The sequence below is a fragment of the Leptolyngbya sp. PCC 6406 genome (genome assembly GCF_000332095.2).
Classification (GTDB): Bacteria; Cyanobacteriota; Cyanobacteriia; order Phormidesmidales; family Phormidesmidaceae; genus PCC-6406.
On record NZ_KI913949.1, the window covers coordinates 2,299,293 to 2,320,304 of the forward strand.

A 21,012-nucleotide genomic window follows, 5' to 3' on the forward strand; every position below is an offset into this window, starting at 1 on the left:
GATAGGTGCTTTACTTACGCCCTACGGTACTAGGTTGTCGCCATGCTAGATCTGCGCACACCCAACGCCCTCTGGGCCTCAGTGCTGGTGGAAACCCTAGTGCGTCTGGGGCTACAAACGGCGGTGATTTCCCCCGGCTCACGGTCCACTCCCCTGACTCTGGCCTTTGCCCAGCACCCCGCCGTGGATAGCCTGCCAATTCTAGATGAACGCTCCGCCAGCTTCTTTGCCCTGGGGCGATCGCGGGCTGGGGGGCGCGGCGTAGTCCTCGTCTGTACCTCCGGCACCGCAGGGGCCAACTATTTCCCAGCGGTGATCGAGGCCCAGGAAAGTCAGGTTCCCCTACTCATCCTCACCGCTGATCGTCCTCCAGAACTGAGGGACTGTGCCTCGGGCCAAACCATTGACCAACAAAAACTGTTTGGCACCTATCCCAACTACTACGGCGAGCTACCGCTGCCAGAAGCCAGTAAGCCACTGCTGCGATACCTGCGCCAAGCGATCGCAGTAGCTTGGCACCAGGCCCACGCCCCCCACGGCGGCCCCGTCCACCTCAACTGCCCCTTCCGCGATCCCCTCGCCCCGGTCATAGACCAAGGATTGACCTTGGATTTAGGGACTGATTTCTTTGATCACCTAGAAAAATTCAACATTCAACCAGGGCAACCATCGGCAGGGAGGAGCCAGGAGCCAGGAGCTAGGAGCCAGAAGTCAGGAATCAGGAGCCACCCCAACACCCCAACACCCCAATACCCCAACACCCCAATACCCCAACACCCCAACACCCCAATACCCCAATACCCCACCGGCCTCATCATCGCCGGACCCGCACAGCCTCTAGATCCCATTGCCTATTGCCAAGCCATCGCCCACATTGCCCAATGTCTGGGATGGCCCGTCCTAGCAGAGGGACTGTCGCCCTTACGCAACCACGGGAGTATGGTGCCGGGGCTGATCATCCACTACGACGCCATCCTGCGACATGGTGAGCATCGAGAGGCATTGAAACCAGAACAGGTGATCCAGATCGGCCCATTGCCTACGAGTAAGGAACTGCGGCAGTGGCTGGCAGAGGTAGATCCGCTGCGGTGGGTCGTGATGGGGTGCAATCGCAATCAAGATCCCCTCCATGGCCGCACGGTACAGTGGTCAGGAACCGTCGCCGATCTCGCCGCTACCCTATCTCTGCCTGCGGCCCCGATGGCTAACCCCTACCGCGAGCAATGGCAGCAGTGGAACACCATGGCCCAAAAGCGTTTGGAGCGGGCCATGGTGGCCACGGCGGATTTATTTGAGGGCAAGCTAGCGTGGTTGATGCCCCAGGTCTTGCCGCCGGGAACAGCGGTGTTTATCGCCAACAGCAGTCCCGTGCGGGATGTGGAATGGTTTTGGCCCGTTTGCGATCGCGGCTTGCGGCCCCACTTCAGTCGGGGGGCCAACGGCATTGATGGCACCCTCTCCACCGCCCTGGGAATGGCCCACGGGGGCAGCGGCAGTGTCCTCATCACGGGGGATCTGGCCCTGCTCCATGACAGCAATGGCTTTTTGAGTCGTCCCCAACTGCGGGGACACCTGACAATTGTGCTGCTGAATAATCAGGGGGGCGGCATTTTTGAGATGCTGCCGGTGGCGCAGATGGAGCCTATATTTGAATCCTTCTTTGCCACACCCCAGCAGGTGGACTTTGCCTGCCTCTGCGCCGCCTACGGCGTGGAGTATGAACGGATTGAAACTTGGCCCCAGTTGACAGCGCTGCTCAAGGAGCTGCCCCCAGCGGGAATTCGGCTCCTGGAACTGCGCAGCGATCGCAAACGAGATGCCCAACGCCGCCGTCAATTACTTACGGACCTAGCCCGACCACCCCTCGCACCCACTGACGCACAGCCCGCCGAAAGGCACGACGACCTTGGTGGTGATGGGTTTGAATGAGTCTTGGAAGCTAATGATCAGGGCGAGTTGCTCAATATTGATATCAAATCCTGTCTGTACAGCCCCGATTCGTAGGGGCATTGCAGTGCAATGTCCCTACAAGGTATCCGTTTCGAATCGGGGTTTTGTGAGTCGGATTCGGTATGAGATCACACCGGGCAATACTGATGACCGTAAGCCGGTGGAGAGCTTGCTCAATGGTCAATGTCATCTTTGGCTTAATTGCTGACTGCCATCAGCCCAAGAAGCCATCGCTCAATCTTGACTTTGCTCTCCCTCAAGCCGCTTAACCCGAACTCAGGTTAATCCAATTGCCCCTGATGTTCACAGGTGTAGGTCAGTCGATCCCACAACGCCATATCCACAGCGCTGAGAGGAGCCAAAGAGGCACAAGGGGGATTATAGACCTGGCTGATAACCACCCATCCCAGACCCCGTAAGAGATCTAGCGCAGTTTTCAGAGGTCGTTCCTGATTACCAGGAACACCCTGCTCCGGAACGCTCACCATCTCCACCCAGATACCGTGACCACCCAACATGATCCGACCCAGCCAGCGGGCACGGATCACATGGGTTCCGGACGTGACCACCCGCACCCGTCGCACCCCCCAACTTTGCAGTGTCGGCAGGCTGTAGCGAAAATTGTCAAAGGTGGAGAAGGCACAGGTTTCCAGCCAAACCTGGTTCAGGGGGGCTGCCGCTTGCTCAAAGAGGCGGCGGATACAGGGATCGGGGGATCCTCGTGAAATCAAAATCGGTTGGCTCAGCCCCTGGGCGACTTGCTCTGCCAAATACATTTCGCGACGAATGCTGCCTCCCAGCATCAGGATGGCATCAGGGTTAGGGCGCTGGGCACCTCGGTAAAGGCTGCTGCCGGTGATAATACCCCAACTCGTCAAGAGCAGGAGCAGTAATAGGCTGACCCATCGCTGCCATCGCTGTCTCGCCATACTCTGTTCCTGGGATGCTCTGCTGGAATGTCCTGGATTTGGTATCAGATCCGAGAAATGAATCCGAGAAATTGATCCGATAGCCTACGCCTGGTAGGCCATTTGCCAAAAGGCTTGTTCCAGAGCCGCCACCCGAAGGAAGCTCGCTTCTGCTTGGGCTTGTTCTGTGTGGGTGGCGGTGACGAGGCTGGTGTTGGCTTGGGCTGCTAGAAGCCCCACATAGTCGGTAAAACCGGGATTGCCCCAGCGCTCTGCAAATTCTCCATAGGGTTCAACCATGGGACCAGGGAGTTGCCAGCCCTGGTTGTAGGCATATTCAATGGCCCACAGGGCGGTGGCTTGAACCGGATAGGGGGCATGGACCAAATTACCCATGAAGTCGCAGTAGATCTGGCAGGTCTCTTGGCGAGGAATGTCTAGGCCGAGGGACCGCGATGTCGCCTGGTCTCGAAACCAAGCTAGTTCATCCTGGAGTGCCTGTAACCCGCTGAGGAGTACGTCGAAGTGGTTTAGGGGGGCTGTCGCTAGGGTGCGAGCTAAAAACCGGGTAAATTCTGTCACAAAGAGATAATCTTGCACGAGCCAGGTATTGAACTGCTCCGGGCGAATTGTACCCCCTTGGCACTGGGTCAAAAAGGGATGCACTGTGGCCTGTTTCCAGGCAGGAGCATGGGTTTTGAGGAGAGTTTCACAAGTCAAAATCATGTAGGAGAGGGCTATGGCTGTGGGTAAATCTGTTCGTCGTCCATCCCAGCGCATCGCTACGCGGGATGGAGAGTTCCCTAATATTGTAAGGATTGGGACTCGCCAAGCTCCGTGGCGGGATCTTTACCACCTTCTTTTGACTATTTCCTGGGTTGGGTTTGTCGCTCTTTTACTCTGTACCTACCTGGTGATCAACAGTGTCTTTGCCCTCGCCTATTGGCTGGGAGAAGATGCGATCGCGAATGCCGATCCTGACGCTTTCCTAGATGCCTTTTTTTTCAGCGTACAGACCATGGCCTCCATTGGCTATGGCGCGATGTATCCCCAAACCCTCTATGGGCATTGGCTTGTGGTACTGGAGTCCTTTGTGGGCCTCCTGTTTATTGCGATGGCAACGGGAATGGTGTTTGCTCGATTTTCCATCCCTACCTCCCGCATTGTGTTCAGCCACTATGCCGTAGTGGCCCCCATGAACGGAATCCCTACCTTGATGTTTCGCACGGCAAACCAGCGCCGCAACCGCATTCTAGAGGCGCAGCTTTGGGTCACCCTGGTACGGGATGAGGAAACGGCGGAGGGAGAGCAGTTGCGCCGCTTCTATGACCTCAAACTCACCCGTGCCCACACCCCCCTATTTGCCCTCACTTGGACCGCCATGCACCCTATTGATACCTTGAGTCCCCTCTACGGCGAAACCCAAGCCTCCCTAGCCCACTGCCAGGGGGAAATCATTGTGATCCTCACGGGTATGGATGAGACTATTTCCCAAACTATCCACGCTCGTCATTCTTTTATCGCAGATGAAATCCTCTGGAGCCACCGTTTTGAGGATATTCTTGGTTGGCTGGGAGATCGCCGCAGTATTGACTATCGCCGCTTTGATCAGGTCACATCCCTGGCCCCGTCGGCCCCGAAGTAAGGAAAACTGGCCGGGGATGGGCCTTCATCAGGGTCTGAACCTGCTCTGCGTGGTAAGAACTGCGAGTCAGGGGAGAAGACACCACCTGGAGAAACCCTAGGGCTTCTCCCGCCTCCCGCCATGCGTCAAACTGTTCTGGGTTAATGAAGGCTTGGAGGTCTAGATGCTTGGCACTGGGCTGGAGATATTGACCAATGGTGAGAATATCGCAGTCTACGGCCCGTAGATCCGCCATGACTTGACGCACTTCGGCATCGGTTTCCCCTAAGCCCACCATGATGCCGGATTTGGTGTAGACCCAGGGGGCCAGGTCACGGGTCCGGCGGAGTAGTTCCAGCGATCGCGCATAATCCCCCTGGGGACGGACGCGCCGGTAGAGACGGGGAACCGTTTCTGTATTGTGATTGAGCACATCGGGGCGGGCAAGAAGGAGAATCTCTAGGGCTTCCCACTGGCCACAGAGGTCAGGAATCAGCACCTCAATGGTGGTGTGAGGGGACACCTGACGGATCTCTTCAATACAGCGCACAAATTGAGATGCGCCGCCATCGGGTAGGTCATCCCGATTCACTGAGGTAATCACCACATGGCTCAGGTTCATGCGCCGCACCGCCTCCGCCAGTCGCTGGGGCTCGGTGGGATCTAGGGCTTGGGGCTTTTTCTCAAAGTCAATATCGCAGTAGGGGCAGGCACGGGTGCAGGCTGGCCCCATGATCAAAAAGGTGGCGGTGCCTGCGTTGAAGCATTCGCCAATATTGGGACAGGAGGCTTCTTCGCAGACGGTGTTGAGGGAGAGGTCACGCAGCAAAGATGTGACGCTGCCGATCCGTTCCCATTGGGGTGCTTTCACCCGGAGCCAATCTGGTTTGACTACCACGAGCCTGTGTCCTGAAGAGTTGCCAGCCTTTATCCTAACTGCCTAATGGTGGAGTTTAATTGCCCAATACGTAATCGGTTGCCATCAGGATCGGTCAGGTGTACTTCGCGCGCCCACGGTTGATCCTCAACTTCGGTGTTAAACTCGGCAGCAATTTCATCAACATTATTGACATATAAATATATGAGTGTGTTTGGTCTGGCGTCGCCTTCATGCTCTGATAGGTGAAGGGCATTTAGACCGCGCCGTAGAAACAGATACAGGGGAAATTCCGGGGCGAAGCGGTGTTCTCCTTCAATCACAAATCCAAGCCGAGCGTACCATTTTGCAGTTTCACGGGCATCCACAACGCGAAAGATTGGGACAAGTTCTTCGGGCATGAGGATCACTCTCTATCCGACGGTTGGCATTGGAAGCGGCTTGCAAATAGTCTAGCTAGGCCCACGGCGGTTAAAACCGCTGCTATAGATAACGAAGTCGGCCTTCGCCGACTCACTAACCTGCGTTAGCGAAGTGGTGCATGGCGTTAAGGCACGGCTTCGCCTTTTATGTTGCTTGTGAAACGCGAAGCAATGCACGGTAGACATGCCGCGCCTAGGGGAAAGGGGCACAGGATTTCTGCCCTTTTCCAGTACATAAGGATTGAAATGACGACCTGCGGGATCCCACCAATGACCCAGGGGATGAACTGGCTGAGCCAGAGGGGATTGCCGCCGCGATCTCACTCTACCAATTGCTGAACAGTAATGGCAGCACTGTTGAGTCAGATAGATGAGCCACATAGACGCGATCGCACCCTAGGTGTGTAGTCAGGCAAAAATTTCACCTAATCGAAGTGGAACCGCTTGGGCAAAATATCGGTTTTGCATAAAAAGCATCTTACCTAGCAGAAAGATGGACAACTGGGGACGTTATGGGCCTTGCCCCATACCTCCAACCCTTCCGATGAGGCATTGCGAACCATGTTTGGACTGATTGAAGTATTGCCGATTCTGTTTGCTGTGGCGATGTTCAAGCTGTGGCTGGATGACGTGAACAAACCGAAGCCTGCACCGAAGAAGCCTGACGATGAGCTGAAAAAGGTCATCGCGGAGTATCTGGCTCAGGCTCTCTCTGAGCCCTAGGGCAAGTTTTAGTCAGCAGAGGCGCAATGCCCCTCTTAGGAATTTACTCAATTGCAGGTTTTTCTACCATGAACGCTACCAGCAATTCCCAAACTGTATTGGGTCGGTTGGGGCTGGCTGTGCTGTCTACTGCGGTACTTGCGATCGCGCACCGCGCCGAAGCCCAGCAGTTCCCCTCCGTCCAAGATTTTTATACAACCGAGACCGATGCTTTAGTCCTGGCTAACACTCAGCAACTCACAAGCCTGCCGCTGGAACAATTAGAGATCATCTCGGTTGAACCTGTGACCTGGTCAAATGGGTGCTTGGGCATCCATCATCCCCAGTCCTTCTGTACTCAGGTAATGGTGCCGGGATGGCACGTTGTCGTCAGTGATGGCGAACAACATTGGGTATATCACACAGCGCCTACAAGTGTAGTTCTGAATCCGGTTTCTCCCTGGACTGGTTCAATTCCAGATCCGGTGATATCACCTCTGCCCATTTCTTCACCGATACCTGCGGAGACTTGCTTTTTCCGCTGGTGGCCGGGGTGCCAAATCATTGGCGATCCACCCCCCGAACAGCCTGGGGCAACCCAAGACAATCCCTTCATGCCCGATCGCCAGATTGACAATACCTGGTTCTTTGATGACGCACCCATCAGAGGGTGGTTTGACCCACCGATGACACCGGGGTTTCGCTATACCGTCACCTCTGGCCCGCTGTTCAGTGCCATTCTGGATTTCCCCATGGGGATTGATGACGATGATCTGTTCACTGTCACTGTTGGGGATCAAGTCCTGGGCCAATTTGGGCCGGGGCAGCAGGTGGATTTTGTTGCAATTTTTGGCACTGGAATCCAAGAGTTTATTCTCTCGGACATCAATCCCTTGGTGGACTCCAGTGACCCGACGGCCTTTCCCCTCAAGTTGCGATTCGAGGGGGCTGGTAGTAGTTTCACCATGACTCCCTTGGCGGCGACCTCTGTACCGGAGCCTTCGGTATGGCTAGGTCTGATTGTGTTTGGTGTGGTTGGGTTCTGGCGTGGGGGTAAATCGGCTGTATTACCCGGTACAGGGCAGGGCGGGTTTTGAGCCCCCCATTCTGAATTACCCAGTACATACGGGCTAAATCCGCTCCTACGGATCCACCCCAATACCCTCACACCCCCCACGGATCACCCGGCAACAAGGGCAACCACCCTATTCCCTCCGGGAAGGCTCCGCCAACGGCTCGGCTCAGGACAGGCAAGGGATTGCCCCTACGGGATCTCTACCCCCCCACCCCCCCACGGGTCACCCGGTAACAAGGGCAACCACAAGGGATTGCCCCTACAGTCCCCCCACCCTCACACCCTCATATCCCCATGCCCACCCCCCAAACCCTATGTCCCGACCTGCGGCCCTATTGGCAATTGGGGCGATCGCAGGATGTAGATACGGTCTTGCTCCAGTGTCGTCAAGGACAGCAGCAGTATGCCCTGCCCTATTTGGAGGCGGTGGCGCTGCGCTATTTTGTGGGGCGCTATACGGTGGCCCAGGTGCAACAGCGTTGTGAGCAGGACATGGGCGGTGCCATTCCCTCTGATCTGGTGGCGGGGCTGGTGCAGCGATTGATTGGTTTGGGGGTGCTCGCCTCTGGAGAGGAAGGGGATGGGAGTCAAGATTCAGCGTTCAACTCCCAGGACTTACCTGGGGAGGCAGAGCCTCCAGGAGAGGTTCCCAGCCAGAGGCTAGGAACCAGAAATAGGTACGGGAATAACCCCAACACCCCAATACCCCAACACCCCAATACCCCCCCCACTCCCCTACCCCCCCACTCCCCACCTCCTCCCTCCCAATGGCAGCTCAAACCGGCTGTGCAGTGGGTGCAGACGGAGGATGGCCATTGGATTTTGCGGAATCTGGAGGATTTTACGTTTATGCAGGTGCCGGGGGCGGCGCGTCCGATTGTGGAGGCGCTGGGGCGGGAAGCTCCGGGGACGGTGGCGCGGCAATACGGGTTGGCCGCAACGGAGGTGCGATCGCTGTTGCAACAACTGGCGATGACGGGGATGGTGGTGGGTACCCATCCGCCGGAGCCTCCTAAGGGCAAGTTCAAACCGACGCAGTTGCTATTTTTTAAGCTCAGTCTGTGTAACCCCGATGGCTGGTTGACGCGGACCTTCCCCGCGATCGCATGGATTTGGAGCCGCCCCTTTGCCCTGAGTTTGGCGGGCTTTTTAGCAGTGTGTGCCGTGGTGGGCATGGCCCAGAGCCAAGCCATCCTCTATATGGGCATGAACCTGTGGCAAGCGATGGGGCCGGGGGTATTTCTGCCCTTTGGGCTGTTGGCGATGACGGTGGTGACGATCCATGAGCTGGGCCATGCCTACACGCTGAAGCACTATGGCGGCATTGTGCCGGAGGTGGGGCTGTTGTTTATGTGTCTGATGCCTGCGGCCTATACCAATACAACGGATCAGTATGCCCTGCCGAAGCGATCGCAGCGGGTGCTGGTGGTCGCGGCTGGGGTGCTGTGTCAGTTGACCATTGCTAGCCTTGCCTGGGTCCTGTGGAATCTTTCGGTTCCCGGCAGTTGGTTAGCCGTGGCTAGTTACCTTCTGTTAGTTGCAGCCCTCTTTACCGTGGCCCTGAACCTGAATCCCTTGGCCCGCTTCGATGGCTATTACCTACTGATTGCCTTGACGGGGGTCAACAATCTGCGATCGCGCTCCTTCGCCTTCTACAAATGTCTACTACTGCGCCACCCCTGCCAGGAACCCGCCGCCATCCGCTGGATCCTCGCCCTCTACGCCCCGGTGAGTTTCATCTATTTATTACTGGTCTTTGGCCATTTGTTCCTCTGGCTCAGCCAGTGGGTGTTGCTGAATGCTCCCTTTCTCACCCTGGGGCTACTGGCCCTGTGGGCGGTGTATTACTACTGGCCGGAAGGGAGGATGAAGGGTGGAGGGTGAAGGGTGAAGGGAACCAAGAATTCAAAATTCAAACTTTCCAACACCCCATCACCCCATCACCCCATCACCCCATCCAGTTCCCCAATATCGGTCGGTCACCCACCGGGCAACCATCCTTCGACTCCGCTCAGGACAGGCCCTATGCCCTCCGGGCAGGCTCCGCCAACGACTTGGCTCAGGGCAAGCAAGGGATTGCCCCTACGGAAAACAGGGGAGGCAGAGCCTCCGGCGGAGGTACCCAGGCAGAGCCAGGGCACCAGAAATCACCCCATCACCCCATCACCCCATCACCCCATCACCCCCACTCCCCCACCATGACAACCTCCCCCACTCGCCTCCGAGCCGTACCCCCCGTTGCACCGTCTGCCGCTCCCGCTGCGCCGCCAACCTCTGGGCCAGAGGCGGCTCCGGTTGCGCCGTCTCAAGGGACTGACCCAGTGCCCAATCGAGGGTCGGGGCGGCGATCGCTGCTACTGATCGCCGCTGTGGTGGGCCTGGGGGGAATGAGCTTGATTCCCCTGCCCCATCGCATCAATGGACCGGGAGAGGTGATTGCCACGGAGGAGGCATTTGAGAAAATCTCGATGCCCGCCTCTGGGGGCACGATTACGGCGGTACAGATTAGTACCAACCAAGGGGTCACCCCGGACACCCCCTTGGTGCAGCTCCAAATTGACACCCTGGAGAGCCAACTCAGCCATGCCCAGCAGCAACAAACCCAAGCCTTGGCCGCCTTGGAAAGTCGTCGTCAGCAGATATTGCAGCGGCGATCGGAGTTGAATGAAGCCCTGGCCCAGCAGCGCAGCGCCCAAGGGGAGGTGGCCCGACTTCAGCAGGATTTGCAAGGGGGAATGCCGGAGGTGCAGGGCTGGCAAGGGGAAATTGCGGCCCTGCAAGCGGAAATTACGGGCTTGCAAGCCACCCTCGATAGTGTGACCCAGCACCAGCAGGAGGTCTTACCGGCGGTGGAAGCGGGGGCGATCGCCCGTAATCACCTCAGGGAATTGCAGGCCCAAGCCACCCAACTGGAAAACCAAATCGCCCAAAAGCAGGGCCAAATCAGTGCCAAGCAGGCCCAAATTGCTGCCCTGTACCACCAGCGGCGCACCACCCTGGTGCAGGCGGAAGCGGCCCTGGGGGAGCGCCAAGCCCGACAGCAAACGGTGAACCAGGGCATTCAGTCGGCCCTGGAAGAATACGGCGTTCAGGAACAGTTGGCCCTGACCCAGCTAGGGGAGGTGGCCCGCCTAGAGACTCGCCTAGGCCAGTACCAAACCCTGCACCCCACGATTACGGGCACGGTCATTACCCCCCAGCAGGAAATCGATGCCCTGCGGGGCCGCTACCTGGAGCCCGGTCAACCGATTCTGGAGGTGATGAACCCGGAGCAATTGACGGTAGATGTGTGGGTGCGTCAGGAGGATCGGGATTTGTTGGCTGCGGGGATGGCGGCGGAGTTTCGGCCCCAGTCGGCCCGCTGGGAGAGCTATCCGGCGGTGGTGGAGACGATCGCGGCCCGCACGGAATTCAATGAGGCGGAGCAAAAACCGATGGTGCGGGTGACGCTGCGGTTGGAGAGTCCTGACCACACGCTACAACTGCGGGCTACGGGCACGGCTCGGATTGCGACGGGGACGTTGCCGATCTATCGCAAGGTGAGCCGGGAATTCCTCAAAATTGTGCCTTTGCAGAAGCTATGGGCGTTTTAACGAGCGGTTACAGACTCCGTAAGTCTTTCAGACAGGCTCCGCCAACGTGTCAGCGTCTCCCAAAGGGAGAAAACCCGTCCGTCACCCCTCCGTAAGATAAATGCGCCTATCTACTTATTTCATTTTTCAATTTTGGTAATTCACTCAAGAAATTTGGTTGCTCTGCCGCACACTAGGTTCAATCAGGGTTAAGGGAAAATATTTGATATGGCACAGGTCAATGGAAGCATTGTTGTTGGATCCCTTGATTCCAGCGATGGCTCTATCGATGCACGCCACTGGCCACCGAGGGGGATGGGAATTGCGATCGCAGGTGGCCTCCTGATGGCGATCGCGGTTCCCCAGCCTCTCCTGGCCCAAGTCATTCCACCCCCGCCCGATCTACCGTCCCAGGAGGTAACGCCACCGCGATCGCCGGACTTTGATCGGTTACCCGTTCTGCCGGAAGACTCGGAAGAGTTACCCTCCCTAGAGGATCTATTCCCCTCCCTGCCTGACGCTCCTGATTCTCCTGACCAGACTGCCCCACCACCGCCGCCTGGGGTGTCGTCTATTCGATTTACCAATTTTCGTCTTCAGGGTAGCCAATCCTTTGACGATGAGGCTCTGACAACGGCGATTCGAGATCGGGTCACCTTGCCCCGCGATCGCCCTGCTTCTAGTCCTGAGCTAGAGCTAATTTTACAGGCCACCTACAGGTTCTATCGCGAAGAGGGCAGGCTGCTCTCAGTCCTGAACTTTATTGGTGTAGATGGGGAGGGGGTTGCGGTCTTGGAGGTTGTGGAATGGGAGATCGCGGATATTGAAGTCACGGGACTCCGGCGGTTGCAATCGGGATATGTGGCTTCCCGCCTAGCCCTAGGTACGGGTGTGCCGCTGAATCTCACGGAAGTAGAAAATGCCCTGCGGCTGCTCCAGAGCGATCCACTGATTGAGAATTTTGATGCCCAGCTTGTGGAAGGGCTACCAGGGGAAACCGCTACCCTCAGAATTGATGTGACGGAGGCCCCGTCCCTCAGTAGCAACTTCAGTCTCAATAACAATCGCTCCCCCAGTGTTGGCCCGACCCAGCGGGGCATCCAAGTCCAGGAGGGCAATCTCCTGGGCTTGGGCGACAGTCTGCGCCTGGGCTATAACGGCACCGATGGCAGCACCAGCTTCTCCCTGGGCTATACCCTGCCCCTCAGCCCCCGCAACACCACCCTCAGCTTCAGCTATGCCACCAGTGACAGCCGCATTATTCAGCCCCCCTTTGATTTCCTGGATATTCGCTCGACGGCGCGCTACTACGATCTGACGCTGCGCCATCCCCTGGTCCAAACCCCTCGGCAGGAGGTAGCCCTGGGGCTGACCCTTTCTCGCTGGGAAACGGAGAGTAGCTTTTTAGAAGGGGTGTTGGGGCGGGGGGTGCCATTGCCGTCTTTGGGCAGTGATGAGCAGGGCCGCACTCGGCTATCGGTGGTGCGCCTCTTTCAGGAGGGCACTTGGCGGGGCACGGGGCGGGTTTTGGCACTGCGATCGCAGTTCAACCTAGGGCTAGATGCCTTTGATGCCACGATTAACCCGGATCCCCAAGCCCCCGATGGTCGCTTTTTTAGTTGGCAGGGCCAGGGACAATACATCCAGCTCCTAGCCCCCGATACCCTGCTGATCCTGCGGGGGTCGGTGCAATGGGGCGATCGGCCCCTAGTGCCTCTGGAGCAATTCGCCCTCGGCGGTGTGGGCACCGTCCGAGGCTATCGCCGTGATGCCATCACCGCCGACAACGGCCTCTTTTTCTCCGCCGAAACCCAAATCCCGCTGCTGCGGGTACCGGAACTGGGCAACGGCATCTTGCATCTTGCTCCTTTCTTCGACATTGGCTACGCCTGGAACCAAAGCTCTGCCCGCCCTACCCTCAGCACCCCGGCCTCGGTAGGTCTGGGCCTCCGCTGGCAATCTACCGGCGTCAACGCCAACCTGGACTGGGGCCTCCCCCTCACCCAAACCCAGTTCGGCACCTCCAACCTCCGCGACAGCACCCTCCGCCTCTCCATCAACATCAACCCCTTTGTCAATTAGATTTGAGGCATTACGGTACCCCTGGTCTCCTATGGTGCAGGCTGCTCCCCAAATCACCACCATTGTGTCTCCCACCTTTCCGGAGCTAGGGCTAACCTTGGCCCAGATCCTGCAAGGAATTCAGCCCTACCCACAACAGACATCAGGGCAAACCCATACTCGGATTAATCCACTGAAATCTGGGCCACTTGCTCAGGGGACAACTGCATCAGGGCCGTCACCGCCGCCAGCGTCATTCCCTGGGCCATGAGAGCCTGCGCGGTTTGTAAGACCTGGGTCTGCGCGGCTTCCTTGGCTTGCCGTTCCTGTTCTTTGGCCTGCCGTTCCTGTTCCTTAGCCTGCCGTTCTTGGGCCTGGGCCTGCTCTGCCCGTTCTGTGTCAGTCCAGAGCCAATTGCCCTCGAGATCGCACCAGCGCAGCCAATGGCTGGGAATGCCTTCAAAGGTGCCAGACCAGATACCCAACCCCACCTTTAAGTCCGGGAGCCAAATCTGAGGGGCATCCTCGGCTAGGGGATGTTCTTGGTACTGCCCTGCGAGCAGTTGGAAGTAGCGCAGGTGTTGGGTTCTGCGATCGTAGGTGATGTAGTGGGGCACCCGTAACTGCTGCTCATAGACGGTAAATTTACCGGGGGGCTGCTCGGCGGGCGCTGGATTGGGTGGTTCGTCAGAGGGGAGCGCCTCATTGCTGCGATAGAACCGCCCCAAGTCTTCTTTTTCAGTGCCGGGGGAGAGGAATTCCACCACCACATGGGGATTTTGCCCTTCCTGCCAGGTGACGTAGCTGTGGCGCAGTTCCCGCCGTTCGTACAGCCTGGGGACACCCACCGCCAGAAACCAGTCGGGGCGCTTGTGCCAGAGGGGGTGATGAACGTTGTAGTAAAGGTTGAGGTCGGAGGCGGCATACCAGTTGTCGCGGCTATAGTCCGCCAGGGCCAGGGTGCGGCTTAGCAGTTGGGGTTGTAAGTCATGAAATTCGTCTGGCAACCCAGGTTCCTCTGGCCACTCACTGGGCAGATCATACATGGTGGGCAGGGTCTCGCGCGGCGGGCGCGGGGGGCTGCTTTGGGGGATGGCGTGACCAGTGGCGGAGGTCATGGTTGGGGGAGCAGGCATCGGCAACGGTGTCCCCATTTTACCGAGGGTGATGCAGATGGGGGTTGATCCCACTGCTGCGAGGAACCCGTGCCCTTCCTGGTGCCCTGGCTCTGCCTGGGTACCCTCGCCGGGGGCTCTGCCTCCATTTTGGTGCCACCATCACCCACGCTATTTGCTTGTCACTCAATCTTTGCTTGCCACTCAACTAAGGCTGCTGGACAGTGCCCACCTTACTTCACGAACACTTTATTTGCATGAATTTTCTTCAAAACAAAGTTAACTTGCATAAAAATACGGAAGCTTAAATGAGTTTAGTAGTAGAACAAGGTCTATCCCCAGTAATTCTACTGGTAGATCTCACTAACAAAGGGCTAAGTATCAGGCCGCTGCCCCCAGGGAACCGGTTCCTGTAAGTCCTCAGCATAGACTGGCAACCCCCAATTGGACTCAAACGATGCTCTACCCACTGACCCATCGTTACAGCAACAATAACCACCTATGGATTAGCCCTCTTGCTCTGACCTGTGGCTTGTTGCTGGGGGGATTAATCAACCCAATAGCTGCCACCGCCCAAATTATCCCGGATGGCACCTTAGGGCCAGAGCAATCCACCCTCAACACTGGCACTGTCAATGGCCTACCCGCTGACCTGATCCAGGGAGGCGCAATTCGCGGCGACAACCTCTTCCACAGCTTTACTGAGTTCAATGTCGGCGACTCCCAGCGGGTCTACTTTGCCCACCCCGATACCGTCAGCCGCATCATCGGTCGCGTCACTGGCAACAATGCTTCCTTTATCAACGGCACCCTGGGAGTCATCGGCAGTGCCGATTTGTTTCTTTTCAACCCCAACGGTGTTGTCTTTGGTCCCAATGCCCACCTGGATATCCAAGGTTCCTTTCTGGGGAGTACTGCCAATAGTCTGGACTGGGGCAGTGGTCTTGAATTCAGCCCCACCGACTCCGAGGCTCCAACTTTACTAGCTATCTACCTTCCCGTCAGCCTTACCTACCACCAAGGGAACCATAACCTCTGGCTCAATTTGTTCAATCAAGGTGATCCTAGCTTTGATCTACGGGCGTTCATCGTACTAGCGGCTATCAAGAATCCGTCATTCGTTTTAGTTATCCCGCAGGGTGGAGATGAAAGGATAGGTGTTAACCCTATAGCTGGCGTTGAAGCAATTGCTATGTTGCTTGAACAAGAAGGAGTTAGATTTGGAGACCAACGCTCTGATCAAGATGATCTCATATTGGGAGATCTGCCCCAGAGATTTCTTCAAGAGATAATCACTGGACGTTGTAGGACATCACCAGCACAGCCTAGCTTCACAATTACCGGGCCAGGGGGACTCGCGCCCGGAATCGATGCGACCCTCAGCTTGAATGATATCCAGGTGCCGCCAACCCCTTGGCCGGGTGAGCACGCCCCGGAGCCCACCATGGTTTCCGATATTGGAACCACTCGCGGCCCTGCCACCCACCTTCCTCAAGGTTGCTAGGGTGCCGGTGAAGTTGGCTCTACTCGATGCGATCGCTATGGTGCGATCGCCGCCGACAACAGCCTCCTTGTTTCTCCAGCAACATCCACATCAACCTCCTCTGATGTCATCAACCTTCCTTTACGCAAATTTCATCTGTATAAAATTCCTATGAAGTTACCAAGAAGCTGCGTAGAATCCCTTGCTATTCTCAGAGATAGGCATAGATTTATTAAAGATACCGTGCATCTCCGAGGTAAATACTGATGACTATTATTCGTGGGCTGGCTCTGACGTTAGTAACTGCGACTGCTATTTCATCTCTGACCGTAGTATTTACTACAGAAATTGTAAGCGCTCAGAATACTACTGGCAGTACGCACAATACTGGCAGTAGTAGTACGGGGAGTTCTGCCTCCATTGATGACTTACTTAATCCAACGGACGGAGCGAGTCTGGTTACAGACTCTGTAACAGATTTTTCTAACACTCAGAACTATAAGCGGTGGTTTTATCTATTTGGAGGTCAAGAGGAACCTATAGAAATAGTTCCAGCCTTGGGTGGTCAGTGGAACGCACCTGACGGGAGTATTCTGACCGCGACAGGCGGAACTCTTAAAGCCGACTCACCTACATCTTTAGTACGACGATGGGTCAGTAACATTACTGGTGAAATTATTTTATCTAACATTTTGACTGCTGATGCCTTTGCTGACATCCGACAGCAGATTGTCTGGAATAGCCAAGAGCAGGGCTCCCAAGAGATCATATCCATTAATGGCATGAATGGAACTGGAGAAACTGGCACTCAGCAATCCCTTTATGTTCAAGCAGGTGACTCCATAGACATTATTGTTTCTTCCCTCAACAGTGAGGTGGACATCACCTTTGGGAATTGGAATCGAATTGAAAGCATGTCGGTAGGTGGTTTATCTTATATTGACAGTAAAGAAGGGGTATTACAAATTCCAATTATATTAGATTGTGAGAATGTGATTATGCCTTATCAGTTTAATGGAATTGCAGCCTCGTTGATTGGTGCTAATACTCGTTCTCTACCCGGCATTATTGGCATTGATGAACAAGGCAATTATATAGGTCGCGGCCAACAAATAAAGGCAGGTGCAAGTGCGATTCCCAATGGTACTCCTTTGGCATTTGATTCTTGGACAAGGTGTGGAATTAATATCCAATATACTGGATTAAATATTCCTGCAACTAATGCTTGGTATCGAATTGCCGGAACTGCAAGTGAGTGGATATCAGGTTCTATTGTTAATAACGTTCTTGCCTTACCAGTACCTACAACACCTTTAGGATATGGTGTGCAGCACATTGGAATCCGATTGGAAGATGTTATTCAGGAGGCATATAGGGCTTATACAGAGAAACTTTACTGGGATCCAGAAAGAGGTACCGATGTGGAAGTTCCTAATCGAGGGGATGTTGTTATTGCGGATCACTCTCCTGGTTCATTTGTGCATCGCTCTCCTACAATAGCAAACTCACCGGTCATGGAGGCTAAATATGCAGCTATATCAGGCCAAGATGCAGATGCAATGAATGATTACATTAAACAACTTTTAGGAGAACCATATCTTGATAATGCTCCTTGTCCCAGAGTAAATACTTTTGCGGAGCTGCTGGATATACTCAATCAGTGTTTCATTACACCTGCTGAGGAGAAGGGCTATGAGGGTGAAAAATACACTGCTGCGGGATTGCTTGAGCGAGCTGCCGAAGAGGTTGGTGCTGGTTATGGTCGCTATCGAGGATTCATTCCCAACAAATTTGAAGTTGGCGATACCTCAATTGAGAATCTGATTAAACAAGGTAACTATAATGCGGAAAGCCTTGAAATTCGCCAGGTCATTGATCCAGATGGCAATGTTTTCTCAGTAAATCCTACGACGGTTTCCGTGATTACACCTTGGTTGCTGTTCGGTTATGCCAGTGGTGAAATCATTCCTTCTGCTCAATGGATTCAGGGGATTCTGGAGTCGGTTAGTGGATTTGTCCTCGTGGATCCGAACAAAAATACACTTGGTTATTTGTCCAGCACTCTGGATCTCTCTGATTTGCAGAATAATCCTGAACTTCAGCTTGAGTTTCAACTATTTGATAGCCTTCCTAGGAATTCACTGTTTCAGAATATTGCTGGAGCATCCTTAAACAAAACGGATTACGTTACGGACTCTACAAAGGGAATTCCAATCTATGGCCCTAATTGCCCTGAGCCCGATCCTGTTGAAAGTGTGTTTCAGTTTCATGTGCCAAACAGAATTGAAAATCAGGGGGGATATAGTCTGTGGATTTTTGGTAAGAACAGGAACTCAAAAGTAGTTGTGGGTAGCGAGAATGGAGCAAAGCTGATTTACCCTGGCTGTGATGGCTACGTAGTTGTAGATCCAGTCAATATTCCTGAACCATCACTAGGGCTAGGGCTCTTTGCCTCTCTGCTAGGTCTGGGACTGATTGGCAAGAAAAAGTATTTGAGTCAAGACTAGAATTATGGCGAGGATTGAAAAACTGAGATTTATCCTTGTGAGGAGAGATTCAGCTTAGCATAATCGCCATCCTGTTTAAATATTTTTTGTGTTAGGGACATCTACAAGTGGTGCGTGACAATGTTTATTCCAATTAATGCGCCAGGTTCTAGACTGGTATCTGTTTCCTTTGTTTGCAGTTGTTTACTAGGATTGGGCGTCGGGGTGTCTGAGGCAACTGCCCAAATTCTTCCTGACGCTACTCTAGTAGGGCCAGAGTTATCAAGTCCCATCAATGGACTTATTAATGCTCAACCCGCCATCGTGATTGAGGGTGGTGCAATTCGAGGAGCCAATCTTCTGCACAGTTTTACAGAGTTTAATGTTGGTGCTGGTCAGCGTGTTTATTTTGATCATGATAATACTATCAGTCATATTATTGCCCGTGTTACGGGTGGTAATGCTTCCAACATTAATGGGGTTTTAGGAGTATCTAGCAATGGCTTTACTGGTAGTGCTGATTTATTCTTAATTAATCCCAATGGAATTGTGTTTGGACCTAATGCAGCTTTAGATTTGGGAGGTTCTTTCATTGCTAGTACTGCGGAAAGTGTGATATTTGATAACGGAGAAGTCTTCTCTAGTGCATCTCCAGATGTTCCACTTCTGACGATTAATCTTCCTGTTTCCCTCCAATTTGGGAATAGGGCTGAAAGCATCCAGGTTAATGGAGTACAAGTTGGGTTTAATATTTTTCCCAGGTTGGCTGTTGATTTTGATCGCACGCTTGCTCTAATTGGTGGTGATCTTGAGATAAGGTCTGGTGATATTAGTGCAACCCATGGCCAAATTGCTCTAGGTAGTGTTGCTCCTCAAAGTATTGTCAATTTAACTGCGGTTCCTACAGGTTGGATTTTTGATTATAGTGATACATCAAGTTTTCAAGATATTCGTCTTTCTCAAGGTGGCGCGATTGTTTCTAGCGGTGGCAATATACAAGTTCAAGCTAGAAACTTGATTATAGAAGAGCAGGCTTACTTTGATTTGAGTCCCACACCCGCTCAAGCATCTGGCAGTCTCGTGATTGAAACCTCTGAATCTGTTCAGTTACGTGACAGTGGAACAGAGTTATTTTTGGAGAATTTGGGACTTGCTCAAGACGTAGGATTCATCGAAATTAGAACTGGCAGCTTGCTGCTAGATCCCGGCACATCTATTCGTAGCACAACATCTGGTAATGGTCGAGCCGGAGATGTCAATATATATGCTCAAAATATTGATTTGTCTGACAGTCAAATTCGCTCGGAATCTCTTCCGAGTTCTACCCGAGAGGCAGGGAACATCAATTTGTTCTCGCAGAACTTAAGTTTGCAATTTGGATCCAGAATTTCAGCCGCTACTGCTAGTCCGGCAGCAGGAGGAAATATTACTGTGCGTCCGCTGCAAACTGGTGCCCCTTCTGCGATTATGGTTGACAGCGTGAGCCAGATAAATAGCAAGACTGTTGCGGCGGGGATTGCAGGCAATATTGTCCTGGAGGCCACCACAGTTAGGCTGGACAATCAGGGCCGGATTACTGCGGAAGAAACCACCAATAGCCAGGGGGGCAGTATTCGGCTGGAGAATGTGGGTACATTGAGCCTGTTGAATAACAGTCGCATTACCACTGAGGCTGTAGATGGTCAGGGGGGCACGATTGATATTGGGGCGGGGGGAACCGTTCGCATTGATACCGGTAGCCGGATTACGTCAGAAGCAACAGGAGCCGGGTCAGCGGGGGGAATTCAACTGCGGACTGCCGGAGAGCTGCGATTGACTAACAATGCGGCCATCACAGTGAGCACCGCAGGGGCAGGGGTGGCTGGAAATTTGGATGTTCGAGCAGGCAGCATCAATTTAATTCAACAAGGCCGTATTCAAGCCTTCACAAATTCAGGGCTGGGGGGCAATCTTGAATTCAGAGTCCCCGGCAATATCATCATGCGCTTCAACAGTGAAATCACCACGGAAGCACTGGGCACTGGGGATGGGGGCAACATTGGCTTCTTTGTAGGCGGGTCGATTTTGGCTCCCGTTTTAAGTGAGAACAATGATGTGGTCGCCAGTGCCATATCGGGGCAAGGAGGTCGTATTTATGGCGATGTGCGGGGGGTGATTCTCTTCTTTAATGACTTTCAAGGTGTTCGCACCCCAGAAAATGACTTTACGGCTACCTCAGAACAGGGGCTAGACGGCAGCGTTGATGTGGAATTTTCTGAACGTCCTGAAGACGAAAGTCTGCCAGAGGACTTCCTAGGGGAGGAGATTGCCGATCGCTGTGCCGCAGGGGTGGCCCAGTCCCCAGAGCGTCGCCGCCGCCAGAGCACCTTCATCATTACCGGACAGGGGGGTGTTGCCCCTGGGGTAGAGGGGGCGTTGAGTCCAGATGGGGTGCGAGTTCCCCTCAGCCCCTGGCCCGATGCTGATATCCCTGCCGAGAATTCCGAAGCACCGTTAGGTGTGGATAGCAGCCAACGCCCTATCCACACCGCCGCAGCCTGTCATCGTCCCGGATAGATAGATTAACCCTGCCCTTAGGGACGTGCGATTAAATCACATCCCCAGCTCGCTACCCCCATATCGGTCACCCGCCCAGCGGGCAAGCATCCTATGCCCTCCGGGCAGGCTCTGCTAACGACTCCGCCGCTCAGGACAGGCAAGGGATTGCCCCTACGGATATGGAAATCCCTGATCGCTC

Annotated in this window: 15 protein-coding genes; 10 read left to right on the forward strand and 5 right to left on the reverse strand. The window is 54.6% G+C overall.

Translation table 11 applies throughout. The features are described 5' to 3' along the window. Positions 1-42: 42 nt before the first annotated feature. Entirely contained in the window at positions 43-1,929 is a 1,887-nt protein-coding gene (menD, locus tag LEP6406_RS0210305) for a 2-succinyl-5-enolpyruvyl-6-hydroxy-3-cyclohexene-1-carboxylic-acid synthase (RefSeq protein WP_008310770.1), read from the forward strand. Between the two features lie 302 nt (positions 1,930-2,231). Here menD and LEP6406_RS0210310 read toward each other — a convergent pair whose 3' ends face one another. Both LEP6406_RS0210310 and LEP6406_RS0210315 read right to left on the reverse strand, forming a co-directional pair. Next, positions 2,232-2,879 (reverse strand): YdcF family protein, encoded by a 648-nt coding sequence (locus LEP6406_RS0210310; protein ID WP_008310775.1) that lies wholly within the window; start codon positions 2,877-2,879, stop codon positions 2,232-2,234. An 84-nt stretch (positions 2,880-2,963) separates the two neighbouring features. Continuing rightward, positions 2,964-3,584, reverse strand: coding sequence for a thiaminase II/PqqC family protein (locus LEP6406_RS0210315; RefSeq protein ID WP_008310777.1), 621 nt, complete (start codon positions 3,582-3,584; stop codon positions 2,964-2,966). A gap of 13 nt (positions 3,585-3,597) precedes the next feature. Between LEP6406_RS0210315 and LEP6406_RS0210320 the strand changes: the two genes are divergently transcribed. Then, positions 3,598-4,503 (forward strand): ion channel, encoded by a 906-nt coding sequence (locus LEP6406_RS0210320; RefSeq protein ID WP_008310779.1) that lies wholly within the window; start codon positions 3,598-3,600, stop codon positions 4,501-4,503. Here the strand turns inward: LEP6406_RS0210320 and lipA are convergent. Both lipA and LEP6406_RS0210330 read right to left on the reverse strand, forming a co-directional pair. Then, positions 4,472-5,380: a lipoyl synthase gene (lipA, locus tag LEP6406_RS0210325; RefSeq protein ID WP_008310781.1), complete on the reverse strand. Its 909-nt coding sequence runs from the start codon at positions 5,378-5,380 to the stop codon at positions 4,472-4,474. The genes LEP6406_RS0210320 and lipA overlap by 32 nt on opposite strands. A 29-nt stretch (positions 5,381-5,409) precedes the next feature. Next, positions 5,410-5,760 carry a bleomycin resistance protein gene (locus LEP6406_RS0210330; protein WP_008310782.1) on the reverse strand — a complete coding sequence of 117 codons (351 nt, stop codon included), beginning with the start codon at positions 5,758-5,760 and terminating at the stop codon, positions 5,410-5,412. A gap of 582 nt (positions 5,761-6,342) precedes the next feature. Here LEP6406_RS0210330 and LEP6406_RS32795 point away from each other — a divergent pair. The 5 genes from LEP6406_RS32795 to LEP6406_RS27430 all read left to right on the forward strand — a co-directional run bounded on the left by LEP6406_RS32795 (position 6,343) and on the right by LEP6406_RS27430 (position 13,212). Further along, positions 6,343-6,504, forward strand: coding sequence for a hypothetical protein (locus LEP6406_RS32795; protein WP_008310785.1), 162 nt, complete (start codon positions 6,343-6,345; stop codon positions 6,502-6,504). 68 nt (positions 6,505-6,572) lie between these two features. Further along, positions 6,573-7,580: a hypothetical protein gene (locus tag LEP6406_RS0210340; RefSeq protein ID WP_008310787.1), complete on the forward strand. Its 1,008-nt coding sequence runs from the start codon at positions 6,573-6,575 to the stop codon at positions 7,578-7,580. Between the two features lie 272 nt (positions 7,581-7,852). After that, the gene (locus tag LEP6406_RS0210345) at positions 7,853-9,442 is read left to right on the forward strand and encodes a M50 family metallopeptidase (RefSeq protein WP_008310789.1); all 1,590 of its coding nucleotides are present in this window, start codon (positions 7,853-7,855) and stop codon (positions 9,440-9,442) included. Further along, entirely contained in the window at positions 9,439-11,151 is a 1,713-nt protein-coding gene (locus LEP6406_RS0210350; protein ID WP_027269026.1) for an HlyD family secretion protein, read from the forward strand. Before LEP6406_RS0210345 ends, LEP6406_RS0210350 begins: the two co-directional genes overlap by 4 nt. A gap of 207 nt (positions 11,152-11,358) precedes the next feature. After that, entirely contained in the window at positions 11,359-13,212 is a 1,854-nt protein-coding gene (locus LEP6406_RS27430; RefSeq protein WP_008310795.1) for a ShlB/FhaC/HecB family hemolysin secretion/activation protein, read from the forward strand. Positions 13,213-13,376: 164 nt separating this feature from the next. Here the strand turns inward: LEP6406_RS27430 and LEP6406_RS0210360 are convergent, their stop codons facing one another. Then, positions 13,377-14,327, reverse strand: a complete 951-nt coding sequence (locus tag LEP6406_RS0210360) for a Uma2 family endonuclease (RefSeq protein ID WP_008310797.1) — start codon at positions 14,325-14,327, stop codon at positions 13,377-13,379. A 436-nt stretch (positions 14,328-14,763) separates the two neighbouring features. Here LEP6406_RS0210360 and LEP6406_RS30190 point away from each other — a divergent pair, with 436 nt between their 5' ends. The 3 genes from LEP6406_RS30190 to LEP6406_RS0210385 all read left to right on the forward strand — a co-directional run bounded on the left by LEP6406_RS30190 (position 14,764) and on the right by LEP6406_RS0210385 (position 20,831). Further along, positions 14,764-15,810, forward strand: a complete 1,047-nt coding sequence (locus LEP6406_RS30190; RefSeq protein WP_008310799.1) for a filamentous hemagglutinin N-terminal domain-containing protein — start codon at positions 14,764-14,766, stop codon at positions 15,808-15,810. Between the two features lie 245 nt (positions 15,811-16,055). Next, positions 16,056-18,296 (forward strand): hypothetical protein, encoded by a 2,241-nt coding sequence (locus tag LEP6406_RS32800; RefSeq protein WP_008310800.1) that lies wholly within the window; start codon positions 16,056-16,058, stop codon positions 18,294-18,296. Positions 18,297-18,416: 120 nt separating this feature from the next. Beyond that, complete coding sequence (locus LEP6406_RS0210385) at positions 18,417-20,831, forward strand: two-partner secretion domain-containing protein (protein WP_081748055.1); 2,415 nt, start codon at positions 18,417-18,419, stop codon at positions 20,829-20,831. Positions 20,832-21,012 lie beyond the last annotated feature (181 nt).